Raw genomic sequence first — 24485 nt, forward strand, 5'->3', positions numbered from 1 at the left:
ACAGCTATGGGGCGGTTTACGCCGTTTGCAGCACCATCGACAAGACGTAGAAGCCGCCCGCCAGCGCCACAAACACCACGCCGATCACGATCAACACCGTGGCGATGCGAATCAAACGGAAGATCTGCCGCAGCAGCAGGCGCAGAATGATGAACGCCACCATACCGCCAAGGATACCGAGCGGCAGCGACCAGAGCGGCAGGTCGTTGCCGAGCACATACGTCCAGCCCGCCCACGCCACCGCGCCAATCACCCCTCCGACCAGCGCATCCATGATGAAACCGACAAACGGAATGCGCAGCAGATAAGCGACGACGAACGCCAGCAGCCCGGTCATGAAAACCGTGTTACCCGCTAGTTCCAGCAGTACCGTTTTGAGATCAGGCTGCTGGTTATCGGCCAGCGCGGTCACGGCGGAAAACACACTGGCGATCAGAATTTGCGCGAAGCCTTCGGGCAGTTTGCCGCGCACGCCGGCGTAGAGCGCGCGCAGCAGCGCCGCCGAGGGGATGAAATACTGCCCGCCAATTTGGAGCACTTCAGCAATCGTCTGCTGGCTGATTTCCATACGTCTTCTCCCAATTACAACTGCACTGCACCTAGTGAACACCCATTTCGTCGGGTAAAGAATGCACAGACGCCACCGTCAACCTGACGCTGAGCCGCCGCTGCGCACTGTTTGAATTGTACTGGCAAGGCTTCGCTTTCAACCAGCAGAAAATAAAAAGCCGGGCGGATCAGAGTGATCCGCCCGGCTTCTATGTTTCAGTGTCCGCTGCGTGTGTTTTACTGCGCCGCGGGGGTCGTGAAGACGAGCAAACGCGCGTTACCGGGCGCGCCCGCCGCGACGACGAGGTAATTCGCGCCCGCTTCGAAGCGGAAGTTGCCCGCGTCGAGAATTTCGGTGCTCGTGCCCGCCTGATTCAGGCTGATCGCGTACGTGCCCGCGGGAACATCGCGCGTGTCCAGACCGTCATTGCCATCGTTCGAGCCGGGGTACGCCAGCGCGCCGATCAGCAGACCGTCGTTCGCCAGCACATCGACTACGCCGAGGCCTTCAACCGCATGCAGCACGCTGACGCGCGCGCGGCCATCCGCCGGAGCGCTGTAGTCTTCGGTGATGTAGTTGATCCGAACCGACTGATTGGCATTCGAACCGACCACTACGACCGTCGTCCACGAACCGGGTTCGAGCGTGTCGATCCCGATCTGGTTCGGACGACCTTCGCTGCCCGCCGGGGCAATCCCGACCTGGAGCGAGCCTGCCGCAATTTCGATCCAGTCGCTTGCGCCGCCGAATTCCACGCCGCTGGCCGCAAGTTCACCATCCGCGAACACATCTGCCGGGCCGTAATCGCTCGACAGGTGGACGTAACGGACGTGGGCACGGTTGGCGGCAGCCGCTTCCGCGAGCGCGGGCGGCAGGAGCACACCGTCGATCACATGGAAGATACCATTCGACGCGAGCTGATCCGGGTCGGAGATGCCGACTCCATTGACCGAGAACACGCCGTCGGCGAGGCTGAACTGGACGGTGTCACCTTCCAGCGTTTCCAGCGTCGGGCCAGCGGTCAGGTTACGGAAGAAATATTGACCGGGGATGACGTGATAAGTCAGCACCTGTGTGAGGGTGGCCGTATCCGCCAACAGGTCTTCGGCACTCACGCCGAGGTAGGACAGCGCCGCCGCGAACGCATCGTTCGTGGGAGCGAGCACTGTGAGCGGACCTTCCGCGCTGAGCGCGTCGGTCAGGCCAGCCGCATCCACCGCCGCCAGCAGCGTCGTGAAGCGACCATCGGCATCCGCCGCCAGCAGTTCGCCGAGCGTCGGGCGCGCCGGGGCTTCCACCGCCGGAGCAGGTGTCGCTTCCGGCGTCGGTTCCGGGGTGGCTTCCGCCGCGCCGCCCGCCAGCGCATCCGGCATGATCACGCCGTCGATGGCGTGCACAATGCCGTTCGAGCCGAGCTGATCGGGGTCGGAAATGCCCACGCCATTGACCGTGAACACGCCGTCGGTCAGGTTGAAGGTGACCGATTCGCCGCCGAGCGTTTCAATCGTCGGGCCACCGGTCAGGTTGCGGAAGAAGTACTGGCCAGCGATGACGTGCTTGAGCAGAATCGGCTGTAAGCCTTCGCCCAACGCCAACGCCTGTTCGGGGCTCACGCCCATCGTTTCGAGGGCGGCAGCGAAAGCATCGTTGGTCGGAGCCAGCACCGTGAACGGTCCTTCAGCTTCGGGGGCTTCGCGAAGACCCGCCGCATCAATTGCAGCAACGAGCGTCGTGAAACGACCGTCCGCATCGTTCTCGAGGATTTCGAGGACGCTGGGACGTTCCTGTGCGAATGCGGGGACCACCGACATGACAAGAATCAACAAAACAAGAACTAAACTACCAATTTTGCGCATCTAACGCCTCCTGAGCGCGGCAGTAGGGAGAAGTTATAGCTAGATCGTGCTAATTGTAGCGTAAAACATGAGAGAAGTGATAATGAAACGATGATGAGTATTTGAATTTTGTTGAATTGGCACAAATCAGGGTTTAGGCGGCTCGTCCGGCGGTGTTCCGGTGAGCGCGTACACGACCACGCCGAGGGAGGACATGGCGAAACCGACGAGCGTGCCAATCGCCTGCAGTGGGCCGAAAAAAGCATCACTTTCCAGCGAGCGCGGGTGCGACCCAAAGCCAAAAATATCCGCGAGGCCGACCATGGCCGCCAACACCAGTCCGGTCAGCGCCAGACGGATGCCGATCTGCTGCGCTAAACCGGCCACCCGCCCCTCGTAAAACGTGAATTTGACGTACAGCAGCGCGCCCATGATCAGCAGCATGAACCCGCTCATGATGCCCGCGAACTGCACGATGCCGATCCCGGCGGTCGGGTTGTTCATCCCGATCGCGCCGGGAAATAGGCTCATAAATGTGAGGACGACGCCGAGCGCGCCGATGGCAATGCCAAACTGCGCGAGACCGATCATGGCAGAGCCTGACGCAGCTTGCGGAGGAAGTTACCGCCCATAATCGCTTCGATATCGCTTTCACTGTAGCCGCGGGTGCGCAGCGCCGCGCTGATGCTGAACAGATCGGTCACCGTGTCCAGTCCATCGGGGATGCTCGCTGAACCGAAACCGCCGTCAAAGTCGTAGCCAATGCCGACGTGCTGCGCGCTCCCGGTCACCTGACAGACGTGATCCATTGCGTCGATCACGACCGTCAGCGGCAGATCCGACTTGCGGTCACCCGCCCGCCACGTATCGCTGAGGAAGTTGTTATAGGGCACAATGCCCATCACGCCGTCGCGTTCCGCCAGCAGGCGAATCATCTGATCCGAGAGGTGACGGTCGGTGCTGCGGAACTTGCGCGGGTTGCTGTGGCTGGCAATGATCACGTCGCCTTCGTAGGCGTCCAGCGCCTCAAGGAACGCCTGTTCCGCCATGTGCGACAGATCGAGGATCGCCTTGAAGTTCGCCAGCACATCGAGCAGTTCACGCCCTAAATCGGTCAAGCCGCCGGGCATGCTCGTGCCGCCGCAGTAGCGACTCGCCACCCACGCCGGGCCAACGACGCGCACGCCGCGTTCGTACCACTCTTCGAACTGCTTCGGTTCGAGGATCGGGTCGGCGTTTTCCATGAGCAGCACGAAGCCCTGCAGGCGTTTATCGGCGGGCGCGTCGTCCGCCCACGTCGCCAGCACCTTATCGAGATCCTTGCCCGTGGTGATCAGGTGAATCTGGTCGCTCTCATCCACCAAGCGCTGATAGTAGTCCCACTGACGGGTCGCGAGTTCATAAGCTTGGCGCGGCGTCTCGTAGGTGGGCGAGTCGGCCAACATGGTCGACGAGCCTTTGGGCGCGGTGAAGATGGTCGAGAAGACGACCGCCATCCGCCCGAGCAACGCATTCGGCAGGCCCGTGGTCGCGATGCCGTTAGCGGATGTCCCCTGTTCGATCTGGCGGATTTCATAGGCGCTGCGGCGGTAGTCGCGCCCAAAGCGGAGCGCGTTGTAAGCAATATCTTCGTGTGCGTCAACCAATATCATGATGAGTCCATTCAAACGGCCTCACCCCGCTGCGCTGCGCTTAGCTCCCCTCTCCCGTAGGAGAGGGGTTGGGGGTGAGGCGCACTCTTTGCATCAATCAGCGTGCGGATTGTACGCCGCCGCGCCCTGATTTGCCAACGCTTCCTTAGGGTTTCGTAAGAAGGCGTAACAAAACTCGTCCAGCCTGCGACAATTCAACGATAGGTCATTATATGAGTTGAAAACGAGGGCTATGATGAACCACAAGCCAAGTCCAGTCACGGGCGGCTTGATCGGTGGGCTGTTGACGCTCCCCCTGATCGTGATCGCTGCGCTGGCGAATCAAATTGCCGGGCTGGCGTTCTTTCCCTTCGACCTGTTTGACTTTATGGTACGCAACCTGCCCGGCCCGCTGATCACCCAGAGCATCGAAGTGATGGTCAGCTTCATCCGTGGTCTAAATCTTGGCCGCACCGACACGGCAGCCAAGCTCGCTGAGCAGTTGATCGGTGTGTTTCAGCTCATTGTCATCGGCGCGGTCGTCGGCGCGGTGTACTTTGCGGTGCAGAACCGCCGGGGCAAAGCGCAAGCGGGCGGCATCGGCGGCACCGTGCTCGGCCTGATCGTCGGCCTCCCCTTCGCCTTGATCGCCAGCACCACCCCCGGCGCGAATCCGCTGACTGCGGCCGTGTGGACGCTGCTCGCCTTCGGCGTGTGGGGCATGCTCGTCAACGCGGCGTATGATCGACTGGCGTTCGGCAAAGCCAACCGCACCCCTGCCACGGCGACCGCGGCGAGCGTCGAAGTACTCGACCGCCGCCAATTCCTGATCCAGTTGGGCGCGGCGACCGCCACGATCACCGTCGTGGGTGGCGGCTTGAGCGCGCTGCTCAACACCACGCCGAATGCGGGCGCGCCTGTGCCCGAAGCCACGCTTGACCCCGACATCGCCTCGGCGCTGCCCGTTTCGCGGAGCGAATTCGTCGCCGCGCCCGGCACGCGCCCGGAGATCACCGCGCTGGCGAATCACTACCGCATCGACATCCGTTCGCAGCCGCTCGATATCTCTGCTGAAGGCTATAACCTGCCCTTCACCACGCAAATCGGCGGCACGCAGCGCACGCTGGCCGAACTCACGCTCGACAACATCCGCAATGATTTCGAAGCAGTCGACGAATACATCACCATGTCGTGCATCTCGAACCCGGTAGGCGGTGACCTGATCAGCACCATCAAGTGGACGGGCGTGCCCATGCAGGACATTCTCGCCAGCATGGACGTGCCGGAAGGCGCGACGCATCTGCTCATCACGGGCGGCGACAGCTTCTACGAAACGGTCGCGCTCGATCTCATCAATAATGACCGACGCATCCTGCTCGCCTATGCGTGGGACGATCAGCCGCTGCTGCCCAAGCACGGCTTCCCGCTGCGCATTCACATCCCCAACCTGTACGGCATGAAGCAGCCCAAGTGGATCACCGGGATCGAATTCCTCGATCAAGATCAGGATGGGTACTGGGTTGCGCGTGGCTGGGACAAGGAAGCGATTGTGCGCTCAACATCGGTGATCGACACGGTGGCGGTTGACGCTGTGGAAACTGGTGAGGATGGAACCCAGCTCGTCCCGGTCGGCGGCATCGCGTGGGCCGGGGATCGCGGCATTGCGCGGGTACAAGTGCGCGTCGATGAGGGGGAATGGGAAGACGCGGTCGTCAATGCGCCAATCTCAGATCGCACCTGGCAGTTGTGGCGCTATAACTGGCCGTTCAGCGCGGGCTTCCACCGCTTTGAAGTGCGCTGCGTCGAACCGAACGGTACGCCGCAGCTTGAAAGCGACCGTACGCCGCATCCTTCCGGCGCGACGGGCATTCATCAGGCCTCGGTGACAATCTAGCCTCACCCGACCCCGCCCCAAATTCAGGGCGGGGAGCGAGAAGAGACGCTTCTGTAGGGACGAGGCATGCCTCGTCCTTTTTTTGCCTCACCCCTCCTCACCCCTGTTCCCACGGAGAGTCTAGAGGATAAAAATGCAGGGAAGGGGCAAGCTGCTAGTCGTTTTGGAAGCAGCGGACGCAATAAATTGCGTCCCTACACAAGCATCGCTCTCGTAGGGACGCGATGAATTGCGTCCGGAATGATTCAAAACCAAGCTGTCAGCGTTTGTACGAAATTTTGTGCACTTACCCCGCGAAGATATCGCAGCCGGGGAACGTGAACGCGAAGGCGTACCAGCGCACAAACATTTGCTTGGGGCGTTCGGGCGCATCGGCCCCCGTGGCGGTATGCAGCAGGCCGCCCCGATACATATCCCCCGTGCCGAGATTGAGATCCGTGCCGCGCCACGTTGCGCGGTAAGCATCGGTGTAGAACGCGCCGGGGTTCGCATTGACCGGATCGACATACACGACCAAGCGCCGCCCATCGATCACGTCGATCAGTGCGTTGTTGTGTACGTTTAAGCGCGTGTAGGGGTAGTAACGCGCGGTCTCCCCCGTCCACACGCCCAAGCCCATATCAAGGCGCGGCAGGCGCGTGTCTTCGCGGACATCCAACGTCTTAATGAACATGTCGCTGAGCACAGCGTCTTTTGGCTCGCTAATGGCAAAGCGATAATCGGCTTCGGCTTCGATCAGTTCGCGCTTGTTCAACTGCGAGAAGATCAACTGGGCGTCGGGGTACGTCTCCAGCGCCTCTTTCGCGGTCGCGGGGCTGAGCACGCCATAGCCTTCCAACTGCGCGCCCTTCAGCGTTCCGTGCAGGCACTCCCCGGTCAGGTGATTCCAGAAAGATTTCGTCTCGTCGTCCACCAGCAGCGTCATGGCGTTGTACATGGCATTCCCGGCAAAGTGATAGACCATGCCGTTGACCAATGGGTTGAAAGCCGCGCCCGCGTTGCACACCACGCAGAACGACACCATCCACGGCTGCCCATTGAAGTCCCCCTGCACCACATGGTGAAACGCGAGGTGCAGCGTCTGAAAGACGAAGACCGTCCCGTTGAGTTCGAAGTACATCACGCGGGCATCCGGCGCGATCATCTCCGCTTCGAGCGCGTGCGCCAGCGAAAAAGTGCGCTTCACGTACAGCGGCGACCAGCTCGGTTGGTCGAAGACGAGCACGCGGTCAACTTTGAATTCAGACGTTGCAAGGGGATTGAGGGACACCATCGGGTTGGGCTCCAAAAATCATATTCCAGCCCAATTATATGCGATTTAGGTTTCGTCACCACCAGCTTTTGAGCGCATGGACCACCGCTTTGGCTTCCTGCCGGATGTTATAGAGCGGACCTAAGCCGCGGTAGAACCACCCGACGAGATACAACGCCTGCTGACCGGCGACCGCGTAGGTCGTCGGATCGATGCGGATGTGCCAGCCCGCGTCATCCAGCTCATAGGGGAAATCGAGAAAGTCGAGCACTGGACGGTAGCCCGTGCCGAAGATCACCGTGTCAACTTCGAGGCGGGTGCCGTCCGCCAGCACTGCACAGCGCCCTTCAAAGGCATCCAGCCCATCGACCGTTTTAATCGTCCCGGCGCGGATGGCCTCGACCAACTCATACCCGCGCACGGGGGCGGATGTGCCGATCCGATCTTCGCGGTTGCGCGCAAACTTCAAGCCGAGCTTGGCGATGTCGGGATAGCTTTGGTAGACGATGCGGTCGAGGAGCGGTTTGCGCCACTGCGCCGGAATCGGACTGAGCAGCACCTGCCACGCGGTATTCGGCAGGCCGTACGGATATTTGCGCGCCAGCAGAATATCGCTGCGTACCGAGAGATACACGTCCGCGCGCCCTGCCAGCGCCACCGCGATATCGACGCCGCTTGGGCCACTGCCCACAATCAGTACGCGCTGCCTCTCGAAGCCCTCTGGGGTGTGAAAATCATGCGCGTGGAGCAGGCGACCCGCAAACTCGCAGGGAATCGCCGGGAGAATCGGGTTGCCAAATCGTCCCGTCGCGATGATCACCGCCCGGTAGACATCACTGCCAGTGTTCGTCTCGACGCACCATGCACCATCCACGGGCGTAATGCGCTTCACCTCTACACCGTAGTCGATGGTGAACGGATGCTCTTTCAGGTAGTCGAGGATGTAGCGGTAGTAATCCGTCCCCATCGGGAACCAGCCAGTACGCAGCGGCATCCGCTTGCCCGGCAGATGCGAGACGAAGCCCGCCGTATTCAACTGGAGCGACGGGTAGATGCTCGCCCATGTGGACGCCGGGATACTGGCGCGATCCACCACGCGGTACGGCAAACCTGCCTGCTCCAGATAGTAGGCGCTGGTGATCCCCGCCGGACCCGCGCCAATCACCAGCACTTCGTTACGCATCAAATCGAACCTTCCCACTCACCGCGGGCGCACACGAGGGCCCAGGGGGGGGGGGGGGGGGGTGGTCCCCCCCCCCCGGGGGGGGGGGGGGGGGGGGGGGGGGCCCCCCCCCCCAGGTGCGCCCCGACAAATCGTCACAGCAATCCCTAGCCCCCGGTCGTCGGGCGCGCGGTGATCGCGGGCTGCGCGTCCTGCGTTTCGCCCGGTTCCGGCGTCTCGGTTGGCGGGAGCGGTGTCGGGCTGGGCAGCGCCAGCGCCGTGACCGTGCGCGCGATCAGCGGACGGTACACAGTCGGGATACGTTCCAGCGTCGACGGGAAGACGGTCGCTTCGTCGGTGCTGCGCGGGAAGAAGCGTGAATATGTACCGAGAATCGGGATCAGGATCGGGTCGCGCGTCATGGCCGCTTCGGTATCGACCGCGTTGTACTCCTCTTGCGGCATTTGAATGCCGAGCACGCCGACCGCGTACAGGCCGACGAGGAACATGCCGAGCGCGATCACCGCGACGATGATGCCCGCCGAACGGTTCATCTTCTGGCGCGACGGCGTGAGCACACGCATGGGCAAACGCGCTTCCGGCGAGAGCGCGGCGTCGATGTTCGCCTTGAGCGTGGCGAAATCATTTTTGCCTTCGGTGAAATCCGCCAGCGACAGATGATCGATCAGGCGCGGAATCTGGATCGGCGCGGCAATCACCGGGGTGATGTACTGCCCACCGTCCAGCGCCGCGACGATGGCATCATTGACTGCCTGATCGTTCAGCGCGGCGGGTGACAGAATCGGGATGAGGACGGTTGCGCCGTCCGTAAACGAGTAACCCGCGCCCTTCAATTCCGACTCAAGTCGGGTCGCAAGCGCGGAGTCAGATGGAGTGTAGACCAGCTTCAGCATAACAAGTCCTCAGTAGTGATAGAGCGGTTAGCGATCAGCGGTTAGCAATTAGCGAAAATCCCGGTTGCATCTCCCCTCTCCTCTAGGGAGAGGAGCGGCGATGAGATTGGCTAACCGCTAATGGCTCATTGCTAACCGCTATGCGCTTCCTTCCAACGAACGCAGATAATTCACCACATCCCACCGCATTGAGTCGTCCAGCGCGGCGCAGTGTGACAAGGTGCGCCACCCGTCGCGGGTCATGGCGTAGAGTTCCTCGTCGCGCGTGCGCTCCAGCCGCCCGATGAGTGCGCCGAACGTCGGGTCAGCCGACCAGCCCACGCACGCCGCCGCCAAGGCGGCTTGTCCCCGTTCCAGCGACGCCTGATCCGGCAGCACAACGTTGACGACCGTGGGCGGCGGGCTGACCACCGCTTCGTACTCGCTCTGCGACGAGAGCGCCGCGCCAATGCCGATCACGGTGATGACGACCGTCGCTGCCGTCGCGCCCAACGCGATCACGATGCTCGCCGGACTGCGATCCAGCTTGCGATAGCCGCGCCGCGCCAGCGGGTACGCCGCGAACCCGAGCGCGCCGAGCACGCCGACCAGCGCCAGCAGTTGGAGCGCGTTCGGCGGTCGCTGGCGGATAACGGCAGCTTCCTCACTGACGTTGACGACGAACGCCGCGCGTTGGTCGCCCACGTCGATCAACGCCCACCAGTCGCCCGCTTGATTCAGATCATCGCCAACCGCCGCGTACAGGCCATCGCCGACCGGGTCGAGCGGGTGCCACGCTCCGCGCCAATCGCGCGTCGGGTCGACCAGGCGAATGCGAGCGGTTGCGGCTTCGATAGGAGCGCCGTTTTGCGTCAACAGCACGTCATACGAATTGACGCCCGGTCCGCCCGGCGTGATTTCGCCGTTGAGTGTAACGCCGTTCAGGTGAGTGGTCACGCGCGGCACAGGCGTATTCTCACCTGCCAGATTTGGATCGGGCGGCGGTGTCGCGCTCAGCCAGCCCGCCGCGATCAACACGACGACCGCTAAGGCCGATTCTAGCTGTAAAGTCGGCAGGAAGGCGCGCACCCGCCGGGTGAGATTGAGGAAACGCTCATACCGTTCCGGCGCTAGCGCCATGCGATGCAGCGCCCCAATCGCGATCAGCAGCGCGACGAACAACAGCTTGAGCAGCAGCGTCCCGCCGTAGCTCGTGCCGATATCGGCGGGACGATAAAACCAGTTGAGCGCGTTATAGATGCCTGTCGCCACCACCACGACCAGCCCCGCCGCCGCCACGGGCGAGAAGCGGTTGAGCGCCGCGACGATCACCTGCCGCCGTTGATCGCCGGTATACGGCTGGAGCGCGACGGGCAGCACCAAGGTCAAGGCGGCGAGACCGCCAGCCCAGAAGCCCGCCGCCAACCCGTGAACCCAATCGCTGAGCAGCGCGATCCACGCCAGCGTCAGCGACCCGGCGGCATGCGCCGATACGCTCCACGCGCCGAGGACAAGCGCCATGCCCCACGCGCTCGCCACCCACAGCGGATACACAAGGTTGGGATACTCCCGACGCACATAGAGCGACGCGCCGAACAGCGCCGCGATCAGCGCCAGCAGCACCATGCGCGCGTTCCACGTATCACCGAAGCGCGTGCCAATGCGGACGACGTTCCATAAGCCTTCACCGAGCACACGTCCGACATCCGCGCCGAAAAACACACTCGACTGCTGCAAGAGCGCGGCAATGCTGGCCGCGAACGCGCCGATCAAGCCGACGATCACCAGCAGATTGAGGCGGCGCATGACGCGCGGCGGCAAGCGCCCCGCGGTATAGCTCGCGCTGCCCCACGCGGGCACGAGCACCAGCGTGTAGACTGTGAACGTGCCGAACAGCAGCAGCGTGCAGACGAGCAGCGCCGCCCGCCACACTACTTCCCACGGTACCGCCGCCCAGTTCGCCGATGTGCTCGCCGCACCGCCCGCCGCCTGCCCGATGAAGAACGTGCGGCTCTCCGCGATCACATGGCCGTCGCTGGCGAACGCCAAGCGCAGATCGACCACATACGCGCCATCCGGCAAACCCGACGGCAAACGTGCGCTCAACAGCACGCCCGATTCCGGCGCGACGCCGCCCGTCGCCACGATCTCGCCCGTCGCATCCCGCACGGTGATCGAGCTGAAGTCGGGTTCGAGTTCTTCGCTGAACCAGTACGAGACCCGCGCCGGGGCACGTTCCAGCGACGCGCGATCTTCCGGAATCGAGCGAACGATATAGCCGTGGGCGCTGGCAGGCCGCGGCGCGCTCAAGACGAGCAGCAGCGCCGCGATCAGCGCGAGTTTAGTCCAACCGGAAATGATCCGGCTGATCTGTCGGTTGGTCTTTGGGTGTGGGCGCATCGATCTCTTCCACGAATTTATTGCGGTTCATAAAAAAGCTGATTCCCATGAGGACGAGAAATCCGACAGCGACGCCGATGAGGATGATCTCGTCGGCAGCACCCAGCGCCCCATGCGCGAGGATTGGAGTCATCGCCTGTTTGCCTTTCCCTGACGCGCCCTATTGTACACCGTCCGGACGGGTTTTGTGCAGCTTTTCACGAGGAGTTTAGGTTCGGCAAAACAAAAACGGCGCGCTATTGATTAGCGCGCCGCTTGATATGATGCCCCTGGCGGGACTTGCACCCACGGCCTATTCCTTAGGAGTGAATCGCTCTGTCTGCCTGAGCTACAGGGGCGTAGCTATCTATATTGTATTGAAAATCAGTGTGAAAGGGAAGTACTAGGGTCACTATCCTTTTTTGCTTGCTCAAACTGGACTGATTGCCATCTTGCGAGCAATCCCCGTTTTCGGCTACGCTTGCCGTATCATCAACTGAGGAAAACGTTTATGGCCAAGTTCTACGACAGCATCACGCCGGAAATCCGCGCGTTTATTGAGAAACAGCATATGTTCTTTGTCGCCAGCGCCCCGCTCAGCGCCGAGGGACATGTCAACGTGTCGCCCAAAGGCATGGATACGTTTCGCATCCTCTCCGACCACGAGGTCGCCTATCTTGATATGACCGGGAGCGGTAACGAAACGTCGGCGCACCTGCTCGAAAATGGTCGCCTGACCTTCATGTTCTGCGCGTTTGCGGGCTCGCCGAATATCGTCCGTCTGTACGGCACGGGACGCACCGTCCTCCCCGGCTCAGCGGAGTGGGACGCCTTGCTGCCGCTGTTCCCCAGCTACCCCGGCACGCGCCAGATCATCACGGCGACCCTGCACAAAACGCAGACCTCATGCGGGTATGCGGTGCCGTTCATGGACTACGTCGGCGAACGCGAAACGCTCAGCAAATACTGGGTGGCGAAGGGCGAAGAAGGCACGGCCAAGTATCAGCGTGAGAAGAATATGTGCAGTCAGGATGGCCTGCCCACGGCGCTCTCCACACAGGAGTAACGGTCTTTTTACATTTTTGCTGCATTTCCAGCGCACAATAGAAGCAGCATAAAGATGTAGCAAGAGAGTCCCAGTGAAAACGGTCTTTTTCAACCTGCCCGCGCACGGCCACATCAACCCGACCCTGCCGCTCGTCCGTGAACTCGTCCGACGCGGTGAGCAGGTGATCTACTACAACGCCGAGGAATTTCGCGCGAAGATCAGCGCAACGGGCGCGGAATTCCGCCCCTACCCGGCCTTCGCGAACCCTGCCGAAATCAGCGCGGCCAGTGACGACAGTAAAGTCTTCAAGACGGCGGTGCTGCTGCATCGCGTGTCGGAGCGGCTGATCCCCTTCGCGCGCGCCGAACTGGAGCGCGAACAGCCGGACTACGTCATGCACGACTCGCTGTGCCTATGGGGACGCGTTGCGGCGGCGGTTAAGCGACTGCCGACAGTCGTGACCATCGGCACCTTCGCTTTCGGCGCGCGCATGCCCAATCTCGGCAATCTGGTGCGCGAATTTGGTCGCAACCTGCCCGAACTCGCGCAAGTGCTGCAGCTCGACGCCCAACTGCGCCGCCGCTACCCCCATGCCAGCCGCCCCGGCGACCACGCTTTCAACAACACTGGCGACCTGCACATCGTGTTCACCTCGCGTGAATTTCAGTTTGGCGGCGACCAGTTCGACGACCGCTACAAGTTCGTCGGCGCATCGTTTGCCCCGCGCGCGGGCGACAGCGACTTCCCGTTCGATCAGCTCACCCGGAAACCACTGGTGTATGTCGCGCTCGGCACGATCATGAACACGCGCGCCAGCATCTATCAGACCGCGGTCGAAGCGTTCCGCGACTTTGACGGACAGGTCGTGATCGCCGCGGGTCAGAGCGCCGCGCAGCTCACCGATCTGCCGCCGCATTTCATCGTGCGTGAGTTCGTACCCCAGTTGCAGCTCCTCGAACGCGCCGACCTGTTCATCACCCACAGCGGCATGAACAGCGTGACCGAAAGCCTGTACTACGGCGTCCCGATGGTCAATGTGCCGCAGCAGTTCGAGCAGGCGCTGGTCGCGGAACGGGTGCGCGCCGTCGGCGCAGGGATCACGCTCGGCGGTCAGCCTCCATATGGCGACTTTTCCGCCGATGATCTGCGGGCTGCCTCCGAAAGAGTCCTCTCAGAGGCGCAGTATCGCGACTGGGCACGCATCATGGGCGATACGCTGCGCACAGGCGGTGGGTACCTGCGCGCCGCCGATGAGATTCAGTGGTTCGCCCGCTGGACGAACGGCGCGAAACCGCAGCCCGAACGCGGCCCGCTGCGCTTTGAGTTCATCCCCTACCCGCTGTGGCGGCGGGCGGGACTGCCCGCACCGCTCAAGCGGATCATCCGACCGTTCACCGCGGCGGATGCCGACGCCCATCCGCCGGACAGCCCCGCGGAACTCGCGCACTACCTCACCCGTTGGGGTTTGCTGCCCGCCCACATGGACGCGCCCGCCGCCAAACGCGCCATCGAAGCGGCAAGCATTCCGGTCGCTACCGCGGAGGCCAGCGCCCAATCCGCCACCTCCGCCGCTCCGCTCCGACTCCCCGCCCAGTGGGAACCGCTGGAAGCGGTCATCTTGAGCTTTCCCGTGCTCTACCCGTCGATGTGGACGGCGCATTTGGAGATGATCGAGGCGATCAGTCAGGTCGCGCGCGCCGACGTGCTCATCCCCGCCCCGGGGTGGGCGGCGGCGCTCCGCATGCTGCTCATCGAACGCGGCCAAGCGGATCTGTCGCGGGTGTGTCTGCTGCATCTGCCCACTGATGACGTCTGGGTGCGCGACTACGGCCCGATCGTCGGGCTGGATGCCCACGGCCAGCGCGTCACCGTCAGCGCGGTGTATGACCCGCTGCCGACCTACCCGCAAACGCGCGACAACGCCATGCCGGAACGCTGGTCAGCCCACAACCACATCCCCGTGCGCGTCACGGACGTGCATACCGAAGGCGGTAACCTGTGGTCCGATGGCGCGGGCACGCTCATCATGAGCGACGACCTGTACGCGCGCAATCCGCACCTCACACCCGCCGAAATCGAGCGCCAACTCCACACGCTGTTCGAATTCGACAAGCTGATCATCACGCCATCGCTGCGCCTCGAAGAGACCGGGCATGTCGATTTGCTGTGCAAACTGACAGATGCGCGTACGGTGCTGGTCGGCGCGCCGACCGTGCCGCTCAACGGCGAACGCCTGCGCGAAACGGCAGCGGTCTTCCGGCGCGAGACCAATGCGGCGGGTGAACCGTATCGCGTATTCGAACTGCCGACGCCGCGCCTGTATGTCAACTGGGGCGTGTATCCCGTCTGGCGCAGCTACACCAACGTGCTGACGGTCAACGGGCGCGTGCTCGTCCCCGTGTTCGGCATCCCCGAAGACGCCGACGCGCTGCGCGTGTACGCTCAAGCCCTGCCCGACCACCAGATCATCCCGATCAACTGCGCGGGCACGGTCAATGGCGGCGGCGCAGTGCACTGCCTGACGAAAGAAGTCCCAGCGGCCGCGTACCCCCACTGGGCTTTCCGCTGCCCTCTGGAAAGGCGTCCGAGGACGCGATATCGCGTCCCTAGAGGGGAGCGGTTCGCATCTGTCCGCTCGGAGAGGGACTAGGGGTGAGGCTAGAACTTCGGGCGGCGGATGAAAAACTGCACCAGATAGATGATCAAGCCTAAGGGAATTGCCAGACGCCATCCGTTCGCCAAGGTTATCACCGGGCTCACCAGAACTGCGGCTTGCTCCGTGTCGATGCCCGCGTAGATCAGATAGGCCTGTACGACGCCTGCGGCCAGGTGCACTAGCCCGCCGACGAGCACGCCAAATGTCACTAGCCAATAAGCGCTTAGTCCCGTGATACGCCGGTTCTCGCCGCGCAAATCTGCCACCATTTGATTGCCCACACCGAGAATCACGGCGAGCGCAGCCAAATGCATCCAGTTCGCCAGCAGCGGATAAAAGAACGGTGCAGACCGCTCCTCGGCGGCTAGCAGCAGCGCATCGATGATGAAGACACCGCTGAACACCCCGACGCCGATCCACACAATCACCGCCAGCGCCAGCCACGGCACGATGAGCGTACGACTGCCGTTACCGTTAGACAACGCGTGATAGAGATGGGCCGCGATGATCAGCAGACAAACGGGCGCGATAACTGCCGCGAATGGTGCAGTGATGACCATCGAAATCATCCAGGCCGCGAACACCAGTAACCCCACGGTCACGCGCAGGCTGGTTTTCATCCAGACTTCCGGGACAACGCTAAAACGCGGCATAAACTCGTACATGAGCAACAGTGAAAGCAGCGGTAGTGCCGCAAAAGATACAATATGGGGGGCATTCATGAAGTATGGAAGCAGATGCACCCCAGCCCAACCAGCGACCAAAAACAGCAGCGCGCCGCTTCTACCTTGCAAATTCGGCTGTGAGGCAAGGAGATACAAGCGCGCGCCAAACAAACCGATCAGCAGCAGCCAGTCCGGCAGGCCGGTGAAGCTGAACGGCAGCGCCACTCCAATCGAAGCGGCGATCAACAGATAGGCGACACGGCGCAGCAGCATCATAGCTTTACCAGACTCCAAAATTGACGCTGTTAACGGGCATAGCTATACTCAGACTGGATTTGGAGAGGAAAGTAGATCGATGGCTCAAACCTTTGACCCCAAAATGCTCGACCTGCTCCGCTGCCCGGCGGCGGTCAAGCTGAACAAACAGCCCGGCGACGACTTCGGCAAGCTGGAACTGTACAAAGATTCATGGCTGATCAGCCCGGATTCGGGCAACAAGTACCCGATCAAGAACGGCATCCCGATCATGTTGATCGAAGAGGGCGAAAAGTACAAGAATACGCCGGTCGAACAACTGCCGGTGCCGTAAGTCGCAGCCAGCCATTTGCAGTGAACAGCTCACAGTCGCAGCACCGTTGAGGGTGTGAACGGTGCTCGACTGTGCCTATGCGCCCAACCTGATCCTCTTAATGCCGACCTCAGCAGATCATGAACGGTCGCGTGAGCATTTTCACTGTAAACTGTAAACTGTAAATCGTTAACTTCTTTGGTTCCTGCTGACCGAATCGAGCGACAGATAATGGCTGACCCGATTTCCCATGAAGCGCCTGCCCGCAAAGGTCTAGACCTGCCTGTGATGCTTCCCGGCAAGCTCATCGGGCGCGACGACACCCTAAGGCGCGTGTATGCCCAGTTAAAAGACAACAAAGCCGCGTTGATCGTCGGCGCGTCGGGCATCGGCAAGACTGCCTTAGCCGCCACCCTCGCCAACGCGTATACAGAACTGCCCGGCGGCGTCCTGTGGCTCACCGTCGACAATACGCCCTTTGCGGAACTGCTCGTGCGGGTGGGGCGTGCCTACGGCATCACTGACCTGATCACGACTGATAACCCGTTGGCACTCGTCGGCACGGCGGCCAGCACGCTCAGCCAGAACAAACCGCTGATCGTGTTCGACGGCAAGCCGGATGCTGCAGCGACCAGCGAGTTCATCAAGCGCGTGGCGGATCGCCTGCCCGTCTTGATCGCCGCGGAGACCGAGATCAGCGGCGACTGGAAGACATTCGCACTCAATAAGCTCGACGCCGATCCCGCTGCCGTGCTCTACCGCCAGCTCGCCGATCCGTCCGTCGCGAACGAAGGCTTGAACGCGCTCACCGCCGCACTCGACTATACGCCGTTCGCGCTGGCCGTCGCTGCCGGGGTGAGTCATCTCAAGAAGCAGACGCCCAACCAGTTCTTATCCGCGCTGCCGCCGCAGGGACAGATGGCCGGGGTCACACCGCAGCTCCTCGCGCTGACTGCCGCCTTCCGCGCCTTGTCAAACGCGCTGCAAGGCTTGATTCTGGTGATGGGCGGCACGCTGCGCGGCGAAGCCTCCGTTGAACTCGTGAGCATGATCGCGGGCGCGCCCGTCGACGCCATTCAAACCGCGATGGGGCAGTTAGCACAGTACCGCCTCGTCGAGCAGTTCGAACGCTATGGGCGTCCCTACTACCGCCTGCACCCGATCACGCTGCTGTTCGCGCAAAGTTGGCTGCGCGGCTCCGGTCGCCTCGACACGCTGCAAGCCAAGTTCCGCGACTCGGTGCTGGCTTATACCAAGAAGTACAGCGCCCTCGGCCCGGTCGGCTATGACTATCTCGCCGCCGAAATGGCGAATATCACGGCGACCGCCGAACGCGCCGCTGAAACGGGCAGCCGCGACCTCGTGAACGCGCTGATCGTCGCGCTCTCGCAGGCGGGCGATTTCGTCAACGCGCGCGGCTATGTTTACGAACTGCTGGCGCTCCGCCGCCACGCGACCAGTTCCAGCGGCGCATTCCCGGCGCACGTCGAAACGCCGGCAGCCGCGCCGCCGGCGCCTCCTGTGGTAGTCGCCGCCCCGCCCCTGCCCGCCGTCGAAGACGATGAAGATGAACTTGCCGACTCGGTTTCACTGCAAAACGGTGAACCCGTCGAAGATGAGCCGGAAGTCGAAGAGTTGGACGACGACACCGAAGAAGACTCCGGTCTCGCGGATGTATCGGCGACCCTGCGCATGTTCGAAGATGATGATGAGGATGAACTCGACCTCGTCGCGGACGACGACCTCATCGATGAAGATGATGAAGATGAGGATGAGCTGGACGACGAAGACGATCTGATCGACGAACTCGATGACGAAGACGACGTTGAGGCCGACGACGAGGATGAGATCGACGACGAGCTGCCCGATGATTCCGCGACCAGCCCCGCCCTCGACACTGTCCCGCTCGACGAAGTGACGCGCCTCCGCAACCAGATCATGCAGGCGCGCCAGAGCGGCGACCGCCGCCGTCAGGCCGATCTGCAAGGCGCGTTGGGTCGCCAGTTGGTCACCGAAGGCAAAGATACCGAAGCTATTCCCGCCTACGCCGAAGCGCTGACGATCTATGAGGCGCTCAATGACTCGCCCGGCATGCTGACCACGCTCGAAGCGCTCGCCGAACTCACGACCAGAACCGAAAACCTGCAAGCCGCCGTGCTGCACGCCTCACGCGGTCAACGCCTAGCGCATCAGCTCCAGAACGATACGAGCGAATCACGGCTGCTGATCATTCTCGGCGACGCGCATCAACAGTTGGGCGAAAGCGAAGCGGCGATCCGCGCCTACTCGCAAGCGCTCGATCTCGTACGCACGAACGACGGGAACAACGAAGCCCTGGTGCTCTACAAGCTCGGCTATGCGCAGTTAGACAGCGGTGAACCTGACGAAGCCATCGACACGTGGGAAGAAGCGCTCACACTGTTCCGCGCAAGCGATGAGCGCGCGTATGAGGGCAAAGTCCTCGGCGGTCTGGGTACTGCCAACGGTAAGCTGGAACGCTGGCGCGAAGCGATCGGCTTCCACACGTCTGCACTGTATATCGCCCGCGAGGTCAAAGACCGCGACGAAGAACGCCAGCAGTTGAGCTATCTCGGTTACGCGCACATTCAGGCGAAAGATTTGGGGCAGGCGGTGCTGCGCTATCGACAGGCGCTGCATCTGGCCTATCAGAGCGGCGCGAAAAATGCGGTCGTCGCGACGACGGTCGATCTGGCGCGCCTCCTGATCGAAAGCCCGCGCCATCTCGACATCGCCGACATGCTGCTCGACGCCGCGCTGCAGGTCGAAGCCAACGACCGCGATCTCTTCCGGTTGCAAGCGCAGATCGACGAAAAGCGCGTCTCATCGACGGTGACGCAAACCCCAGTCACGGGCACGGCCCAGCAGTACGCCGCCAACGCCTACAGCCTGCTTGAGAACTAAAAAAGTAGACAGTTTTCAGTTTTCAGTGAACAGTAAAAACAACTGTCAGCACTGAAAACTGCAAACTGTCTACGGTGAACTTCCTTTACTGAATCGGCAGCCAGAAGCCGAAGCGGCTGCCCTGCCCGAGTTCGCTGTCCACCCACACTTCCCCGCCATGCCGTTCGATGATCGTCTTGACGAGGCTCAAGCCGAGGCCGCGGCCTTCGATGCCCTCGGTGCCCGACTGCCGCGTGCGGAAGAACGACTCGAACACGCGCGGGAGATGCTCCTTGGCGATGCCGATGCCGGTGTCCTCCACGACGAAATACACGCGCTTCCCTTCGGTATAGGCTTGGATGGTGATCGTCCCACCCTCCGGCGTGTACTTGATCGCGTTGCTGACGAGGTTATCCATCGACTCGCGGATGAGCATGGCATTGAGCGTGATCCGCTCCGGCAGATCATCCAGCGCGACACGGGTTTCAAGCTGGTGATGTTTGCGCTGCGCGCCGTCCGTGCTGTCCGCCAGAACGGTCTTGATCAGTTCGCGGTAATCGGCGGGCTGATGCAGTTCCAAGGGTGAGTTGCGAATTTGTTCGACGCGCAGCAGATCATCCAGCAGGCCGCGCATCCGCTCGATAGAACGTTCTATCACGTTCAGATATTCGCGAACCGGGGAATCTTCAGGCGTATCCAGTTCGATCAAGCTGCAGTAGCCGACGATCAATGCCAGCGGGCTGCGCAAGTCGTGCGACGCCATTTGCAGCATCTCGTCTTTGAAGCGGTTGAGGTCGCGCAGGGTCGTGATGTCACGCAGCATGATGACATAGCCCGTCGCGTCGGCACTTTGCGCCCACGGCGAAACGGTCACCAGATAGTCGCGGCGATGCTTTTCGGAACGGCTCTGGAATGACCAGGAGTTCCCCGGCGTCGGCACATTGTCGAGCATACTGTGCACAAAGCTGAACATGTCGTCATCCGCGACATAGTCGAGGATCGACAGGCCTTCGCCGCGATTCGGGAGTTCCGCTGTGCCCACGAGCGCGGCCGCAGCATCGTTCGCCAGCATGATCACGCCCGATTGATCGAGCACGAGCAGTAAATCCGGGATAGCGCGTAGAATCGCCTCCATCTGCTGGCGCTGTTCGAGCAGATGCGCGAACAACTGCGCGTTGCGAATCGCCCCAGTCGCCTGATTCACGATGATCGAGAACAGGCGCAGGTGGTAGTCGGTGAAGTGGTCCGGCTCAGAATGTGTGAATGTGAGCACCGCCAGCACAGCGCCATTCCAGAAGAACGGCAAGCTGAGCGCGGACCGTGTCGTCGAGTCGCTGTCAGGGAAAGCCAGCCAACGGGGGTCGGTGACGGTGTCGCTGATGATCGCGCCCTGCTTGTTGGCGATCACCCACCCCGCTAACCCTTTGTCCAACACGCGGCGCGCGAAGCGCACGGTCTGACCAGGATCTTCCATGCCAGTCGCGTTCGAGACATAGCGCGTGAACAACCGGCGCCAATCATCGCCAAACTCTGGGTTGATCAGCAGGCTGCTGCCTTCTGCCTCAACTGACTTGATCATCAATTCGATTACTTGCTCCACCACGCGCTCTTGATCAAAGAGCGTGAGCATCTGCGAAACAGTGGCGAGCAGTTCAAAATCTTCTAGGGAGGGATGGACTTTCACTTGGAAACCGTGCATGTAATCTGCCATATGTAAGGCCTATTATCGCTCAACAGCGGTAGAGGCGGACAGGTGCATCAAGGTAGGAAATTCTAACCTGAGAGAATAATCCACCCGTTTGAGTTAGCTATTTCATTGTAGGGGTGAATGTTACAGAGGAAAATAAAGAAACCTCTCTAAAACTGAAATTTGTATATTTTTACAAACCTACCCGGAGATCGACCCGTTCTGCCCTCTTAACAGCTTTGTATTTAGACAATTTGGCTAGACATAAACGCAGAATTTACGCGATATTCACAGGGTGATGTAAAGATAAGGTAAATATCAGTCAACGGATCAGCACAACCGCAACCAACCCCCGTCTAACGCTGTGTTCGTATAGACAGGATTCGGCTAGGTATTGTGGTTGCTGGCGAACAGCGGACGCCCTGACGGGCACGACAGTTCAATCCGGGGTAACAAAATGTTGGGGCGGGGCTTGCCTACCCCTGTTGGGGATGGGGGTGGGGTCGGAACCTGACCTTTTTCAACACCCTCTTATCTCGTCCCTATAGTTAATAACCTACCCCTGTTAGGGGATAGGGACACCACCAACCCACCTTGCCCTTGCCCCTCGCCCTTTGGAGAGGGGCGGTTGAGCGCAGCGAAACGGGGTGAGGTTAGACAAAGTGCCAATTCTGAAATGACTTCATGCCTCGTCCCTACAAAAAAACCCACCCCTGCCTTGGGAGAGGCGCGGGGTGAGGGGGATACGTTCACATCCTGGGTAGTCGGCTCGGGCTGAAACCCGACGCCGCAGCGTCTACAGCGTCACCGTGTTGCCGACCAAGCCCGTCAGCAGCTTGATGCACGCTTCGATGTCGTTGATATCGACGGTTTCGCTCGTGGTATGCACGTAGCGGCACGGAATCGAGATCGCGCCGCTGGGCACGCCCGCCCGCGCCGTTTGAATGCCCGCCGCATCAGTCGTGCCGAGCGTGAGCAGTTCCAATTGGTACGGGATGCCGTCGCTCTGCGCGCGGTTGATCATCCAGTCGCGCACGGCGGGCGGCACGACCAAGCCGGTATCGTGTACCTTGATCGCCGCGCCGCCGCCCAGCTTAACTTCCATCTTCGAATTCTTGGCCATGTCCCCCGTCGAGGTCACGTCAAGCGCAATCGCCAGATCGGGATCGACGCCATAGCCCGCCGCGCGCGCACCGCGCAAACCGACTTCTTCCTGCACGGTGAACACGAAATAGATCTCGTTTGGCGACTGCTTGTTGAGGCGGCGCATGGCTTCAATCGCCACCACGCAGCCGATGCGGTCGTCCATCGACTTGGCGATCAGGCGCGAGCCGCGTTCTTCGTAGTCGCGCCAGAAGATCGCCGGGCTGCCGGACGGCACGAGGTTGGCGCTGCCGTCGTTCACGTCGATGAAAAAGTTGTCAAGTTCGGCGGAGCTGGTGCGCCCGGTGCCAAAATAGTCATGCGCGGCGATGACCCCCGTCGCGCCATTCTCAAAGCGGACGCGCATGCCCAGCAGCGAGGAGTTGAGCACGCCGCCGATGGGCGCGAAGCGCATGTAGCCGCTCGACTTTTCGGTGTACAGCGCCATGACGCCGATCTCGTCCATGTGCGCGGCGATCATGATCTTCTTGCCGCCCTTCCCGACGCGGCAGATCAGGTTGCCGAGCGGGTCGACGCGGATGTCATCGGCGAACGGGGCAACTTCCTGCCGGATAATTTCGCGCACGTGATGTTCATAGCCAGACGGCCCCCAGGCCTCGACCAGCTTTTTGATCAGTTCTTTCACAACAATACTCCTTGTAAAGATGCGGTTAGCCAGCAGCGTTTTGACCGAGCGATTCCGGCTAAACGCTAACTGCTGTGGCTGTAATGTTCCGGCTTGATGCTCTGGAACGCCGCTTTGATCAGCTTGAGCGCGTTGTCGTAATCATCCCGGTGCAGGTAGGCCGTCGGGCTGTGAATGTAGCGGCAGGGCAGCGAAATCACCGCCGTCGCCGCGCCCGCGTTCGCCATATGGATCGAACCGCCATCCGTGCCGCCACCCAACTGCGACTTGAGCTGATAGGGAATTCCTTCAGCATCCGCGGTCGCCCGCAGGAAGCCCAGCAGCCGCGGATTGACGATCATGCTGCGATCCATCACGCTCAGAACCGGGCCGGCCTGCATGCTGCACGTTGGGTTGTAATCCAGTCCATCATCGGCATCCGCCATGGGATTCGGAATATCGTTCGCGGTCGTGCCTTCGAGGACGAACGCGACATCCGGGTTGAGCGCCTGCGCCGCGACCTTCGCCCCGCGCAGGCCGATCTCCTCCTGCACGGTGAACGCCGCCAGAATATCGACCGGATACGGGCCGCCTTGCAGCACGTCGACCAGCAGCGAACAGCCCGCGCGGTCATCGAACGACTTGCCGCGCAGCATCTTGTCGCCGATCTCCATGAAGCGGCTGTCAAAAGCGATGCGGTCGCCGAGCTTGACCTTGCCATTCACTTCATCTTTGCTGCTCGCGCCAATGTCGATGCGCAGGTTGTTGATCTTGACGACCGTCTGCTCACGATTTTGGTGGATTGGTGCCCACATGATCACGCCGGGAATATCGCCGATTTTCACGCGCAGGCCCGGCAGAATACGGTCATCAATGCCGCCGACCGCCGAAAACCGGATGCTGCCGTCGCCGTCGATGCCGCGCACGATGAACCCGACTTCGTCCATATGCGCGGCGATCATGACGCGCAGCGGACGCAGGTTCGTCCCGCGTTTGACCGCGGTCACGCTCCCCATCGGGTCAATGCGAATGTCCTGCGTGTGATCTTTGATCGCGCTCAGGATCACTTTGCGGACGGCTTCCTCTTTGCCAGATACGCCGACCGCCTCTGAAAGCTCTTTTAAGATCATCTTTTCACTTCACTATGCCAGCGCCAAAACGCAGCAAAAATACCACAGATCGCGGCGCTTTGCACCAATCCGACCGTTGAAATAGTTGCATGTTCAGACATTCATCGGTAGTGTCTGCGCGATGTTTGCGCAAAGGAAGTCCAATGTTCAACCCGAAAGTACGCCTGTGTTTGGGAACATTGAGCCTCACCGCCCTCCTCCTCACTTCATGTGATCGACCGCTGATCGTCCCGCCGCCCACGGTCAACCCAGCGTCAACCGCCGTCGTCTCTCCGCCTCCGCTCACGGATCTACCGGTCACCGCCGCGGCACCGGCCACGCTCAACGCGCCTCCGGTCGCGGGGGAGCCACCGCCCGGCGCGGATAATCCCCTGCCCACTAACAGCAGTCCACCTGAGCCGCCGCCACCGCCGCCGGGGTCATGACGACAGTGCCGGAGACAGGTACAATGCGCGGAGCGAGCTTT

The 24485-nt window shown here is 61.6% G+C and carries 19 protein-coding genes and 1 tRNA gene; 6 read left to right on the forward strand and 14 right to left on the reverse strand.

The genetic code is table 11. The annotated features are described in order from the left end of the window. Positions 1-16: 16 nt before the first annotated feature. The 4 genes from IPK17_RS10725 to IPK17_RS10740 form a co-directional block, all read right to left on the reverse strand. Complete coding sequence (locus tag IPK17_RS10725; protein WP_343417688.1) at positions 17-568, reverse strand: hypothetical protein; 552 nt, start codon at positions 566-568, stop codon at positions 17-19. Positions 569-786: 218 nt separating this feature from the next. Next, entirely contained in the window at positions 787-2361 is a 1575-nt protein-coding gene (locus IPK17_RS10730) for a fasciclin domain-containing protein (protein WP_343417689.1), read from the reverse strand. A gap of 171 nt (positions 2362-2532) precedes the next feature. Next, a complete protein-coding gene (locus IPK17_RS10735) occupies positions 2533-2976 on the reverse strand; it encodes a hypothetical protein (protein ID WP_343417690.1) in 444 nt (147 codons plus the stop codon). Further along, the gene (locus IPK17_RS10740; RefSeq protein WP_343417691.1) at positions 2973-4037 is read right to left on the reverse strand and encodes a dipeptidase; all 1065 of its coding nucleotides are present in this window, start codon (positions 4035-4037) and stop codon (positions 2973-2975) included. The genes IPK17_RS10735 and IPK17_RS10740 overlap by 4 nt, the downstream gene beginning before the upstream one ends. A gap of 232 nt (positions 4038-4269) precedes the next feature. On the opposite strand from IPK17_RS10740, the gene IPK17_RS10745 reads away from it, so the two are divergent. Then, complete coding sequence (locus IPK17_RS10745; protein WP_343417692.1) at positions 4270-5910, forward strand: molybdopterin-dependent oxidoreductase; 1641 nt, start codon at positions 4270-4272, stop codon at positions 5908-5910. A gap of 286 nt (positions 5911-6196) precedes the next feature. Here the strand turns inward: IPK17_RS10745 and IPK17_RS10750 are convergent, their stop codons facing one another. The 6 genes from IPK17_RS10750 to IPK17_RS10775 all read right to left on the reverse strand — a co-directional run bounded on the left by IPK17_RS10750 (position 6197) and on the right by IPK17_RS10775 (position 11955). Continuing rightward, entirely contained in the window at positions 6197-7183 is a 987-nt protein-coding gene (locus tag IPK17_RS10750) for a DUF3179 domain-containing (seleno)protein (protein ID WP_343417693.1), read from the reverse strand. Positions 7184-7238: 55 nt separating this feature from the next. Further along, entirely contained in the window at positions 7239-8345 is a 1107-nt protein-coding gene (locus IPK17_RS10755) for a flavin-containing monooxygenase (protein WP_343417694.1), read from the reverse strand. 146 nt (positions 8346-8491) lie between these two features. Continuing rightward, positions 8492-9238 carry a toll/interleukin-1 receptor domain-containing protein gene (locus IPK17_RS10760; RefSeq protein ID WP_343417695.1) on the reverse strand — a complete coding sequence of 249 codons (747 nt, stop codon included), beginning with the start codon at positions 9236-9238 and terminating at the stop codon, positions 8492-8494. Between the two features lie 138 nt (positions 9239-9376). Further along, the gene (locus IPK17_RS10765; RefSeq protein ID WP_343417696.1) at positions 9377-11617 is read right to left on the reverse strand and encodes a copper resistance CopC/CopD family protein; all 2241 of its coding nucleotides are present in this window, start codon (positions 11615-11617) and stop codon (positions 9377-9379) included. After that, positions 11559-11750 (reverse strand): hypothetical protein, encoded by a 192-nt coding sequence (locus tag IPK17_RS10770; protein WP_343417697.1) that lies wholly within the window; start codon positions 11748-11750, stop codon positions 11559-11561. The genes IPK17_RS10765 and IPK17_RS10770 overlap by 59 nt, the downstream gene beginning before the upstream one ends. Positions 11751-11881: 131 nt before the next feature. After that, positions 11882-11955 (reverse strand) — tRNA-Arg (locus IPK17_RS10775). Positions 11956-12107: 152 nt separating this feature from the next. Between IPK17_RS10775 and IPK17_RS10780 the strand changes: the two genes are divergently transcribed. Together IPK17_RS10780 and IPK17_RS10785 are read left to right on the forward strand one after the other, a co-directional pair. Next, complete coding sequence (locus IPK17_RS10780; protein WP_343417698.1) at positions 12108-12662, forward strand: pyridoxamine 5'-phosphate oxidase family protein; 555 nt, start codon at positions 12108-12110, stop codon at positions 12660-12662. A gap of 73 nt (positions 12663-12735) precedes the next feature. Continuing rightward, positions 12736-15294 (forward strand): macrolide family glycosyltransferase, encoded by a 2559-nt coding sequence (locus IPK17_RS10785; protein WP_343417699.1) that lies wholly within the window; start codon positions 12736-12738, stop codon positions 15292-15294. An 8-nt stretch (positions 15295-15302) separates the two neighbouring features. Here the strand turns inward: IPK17_RS10785 and IPK17_RS10790 are convergent, their stop codons facing one another. Next, positions 15303-16241: a hypothetical protein gene (locus tag IPK17_RS10790; protein ID WP_343417700.1), complete on the reverse strand. Its 939-nt coding sequence runs from the start codon at positions 16239-16241 to the stop codon at positions 15303-15305. Between the two features lie 79 nt (positions 16242-16320). On the opposite strand from IPK17_RS10790, the gene IPK17_RS10795 reads away from it, so the two are divergent. Beyond that, on the forward strand, positions 16321-16554 hold the full coding sequence (locus IPK17_RS10795) for a Trm112 family protein (protein ID WP_343417701.1): 234 nt from the start codon (positions 16321-16323) through the stop codon (positions 16552-16554). Between the two features lie 210 nt (positions 16555-16764). Then, positions 16765-19455: a tetratricopeptide repeat protein gene (locus IPK17_RS10800; RefSeq protein ID WP_343417702.1), complete on the forward strand. Its 2691-nt coding sequence runs from the start codon at positions 16765-16767 to the stop codon at positions 19453-19455. Positions 19456-19540: 85 nt separating this feature from the next. On the opposite strand, the gene IPK17_RS10805 is transcribed toward IPK17_RS10800, so the two are convergent. The 3 genes from IPK17_RS10805 to IPK17_RS10815 form a co-directional block, all read right to left on the reverse strand. Next, positions 19541-21145, reverse strand: coding sequence for an ATP-binding protein (locus tag IPK17_RS10805; RefSeq protein ID WP_343417703.1), 1605 nt, complete (start codon positions 21143-21145; stop codon positions 19541-19543). Between the two features lie 772 nt (positions 21146-21917). Next, positions 21918-22910 (reverse strand): M20/M25/M40 family metallo-hydrolase, encoded by a 993-nt coding sequence (locus IPK17_RS10810; RefSeq protein ID WP_343417704.1) that lies wholly within the window; start codon positions 22908-22910, stop codon positions 21918-21920. Between the two features lie 65 nt (positions 22911-22975). After that, a complete protein-coding gene (locus IPK17_RS10815) occupies positions 22976-24019 on the reverse strand; it encodes a M42 family metallopeptidase (RefSeq protein WP_343417705.1) in 1044 nt (347 codons plus the stop codon). Positions 24020-24162: 143 nt separating this feature from the next. On the opposite strand from IPK17_RS10815, the gene IPK17_RS10820 reads away from it, so the two are divergent. Further along, positions 24163-24444 (forward strand): hypothetical protein, encoded by a 282-nt coding sequence (locus IPK17_RS10820; RefSeq protein WP_343417706.1) that lies wholly within the window; start codon positions 24163-24165, stop codon positions 24442-24444. The last annotated feature ends 41 nt before the right edge of the window (positions 24445-24485 follow it).

Source organism: Candidatus Flexifilum breve (genome assembly GCF_016713355.1).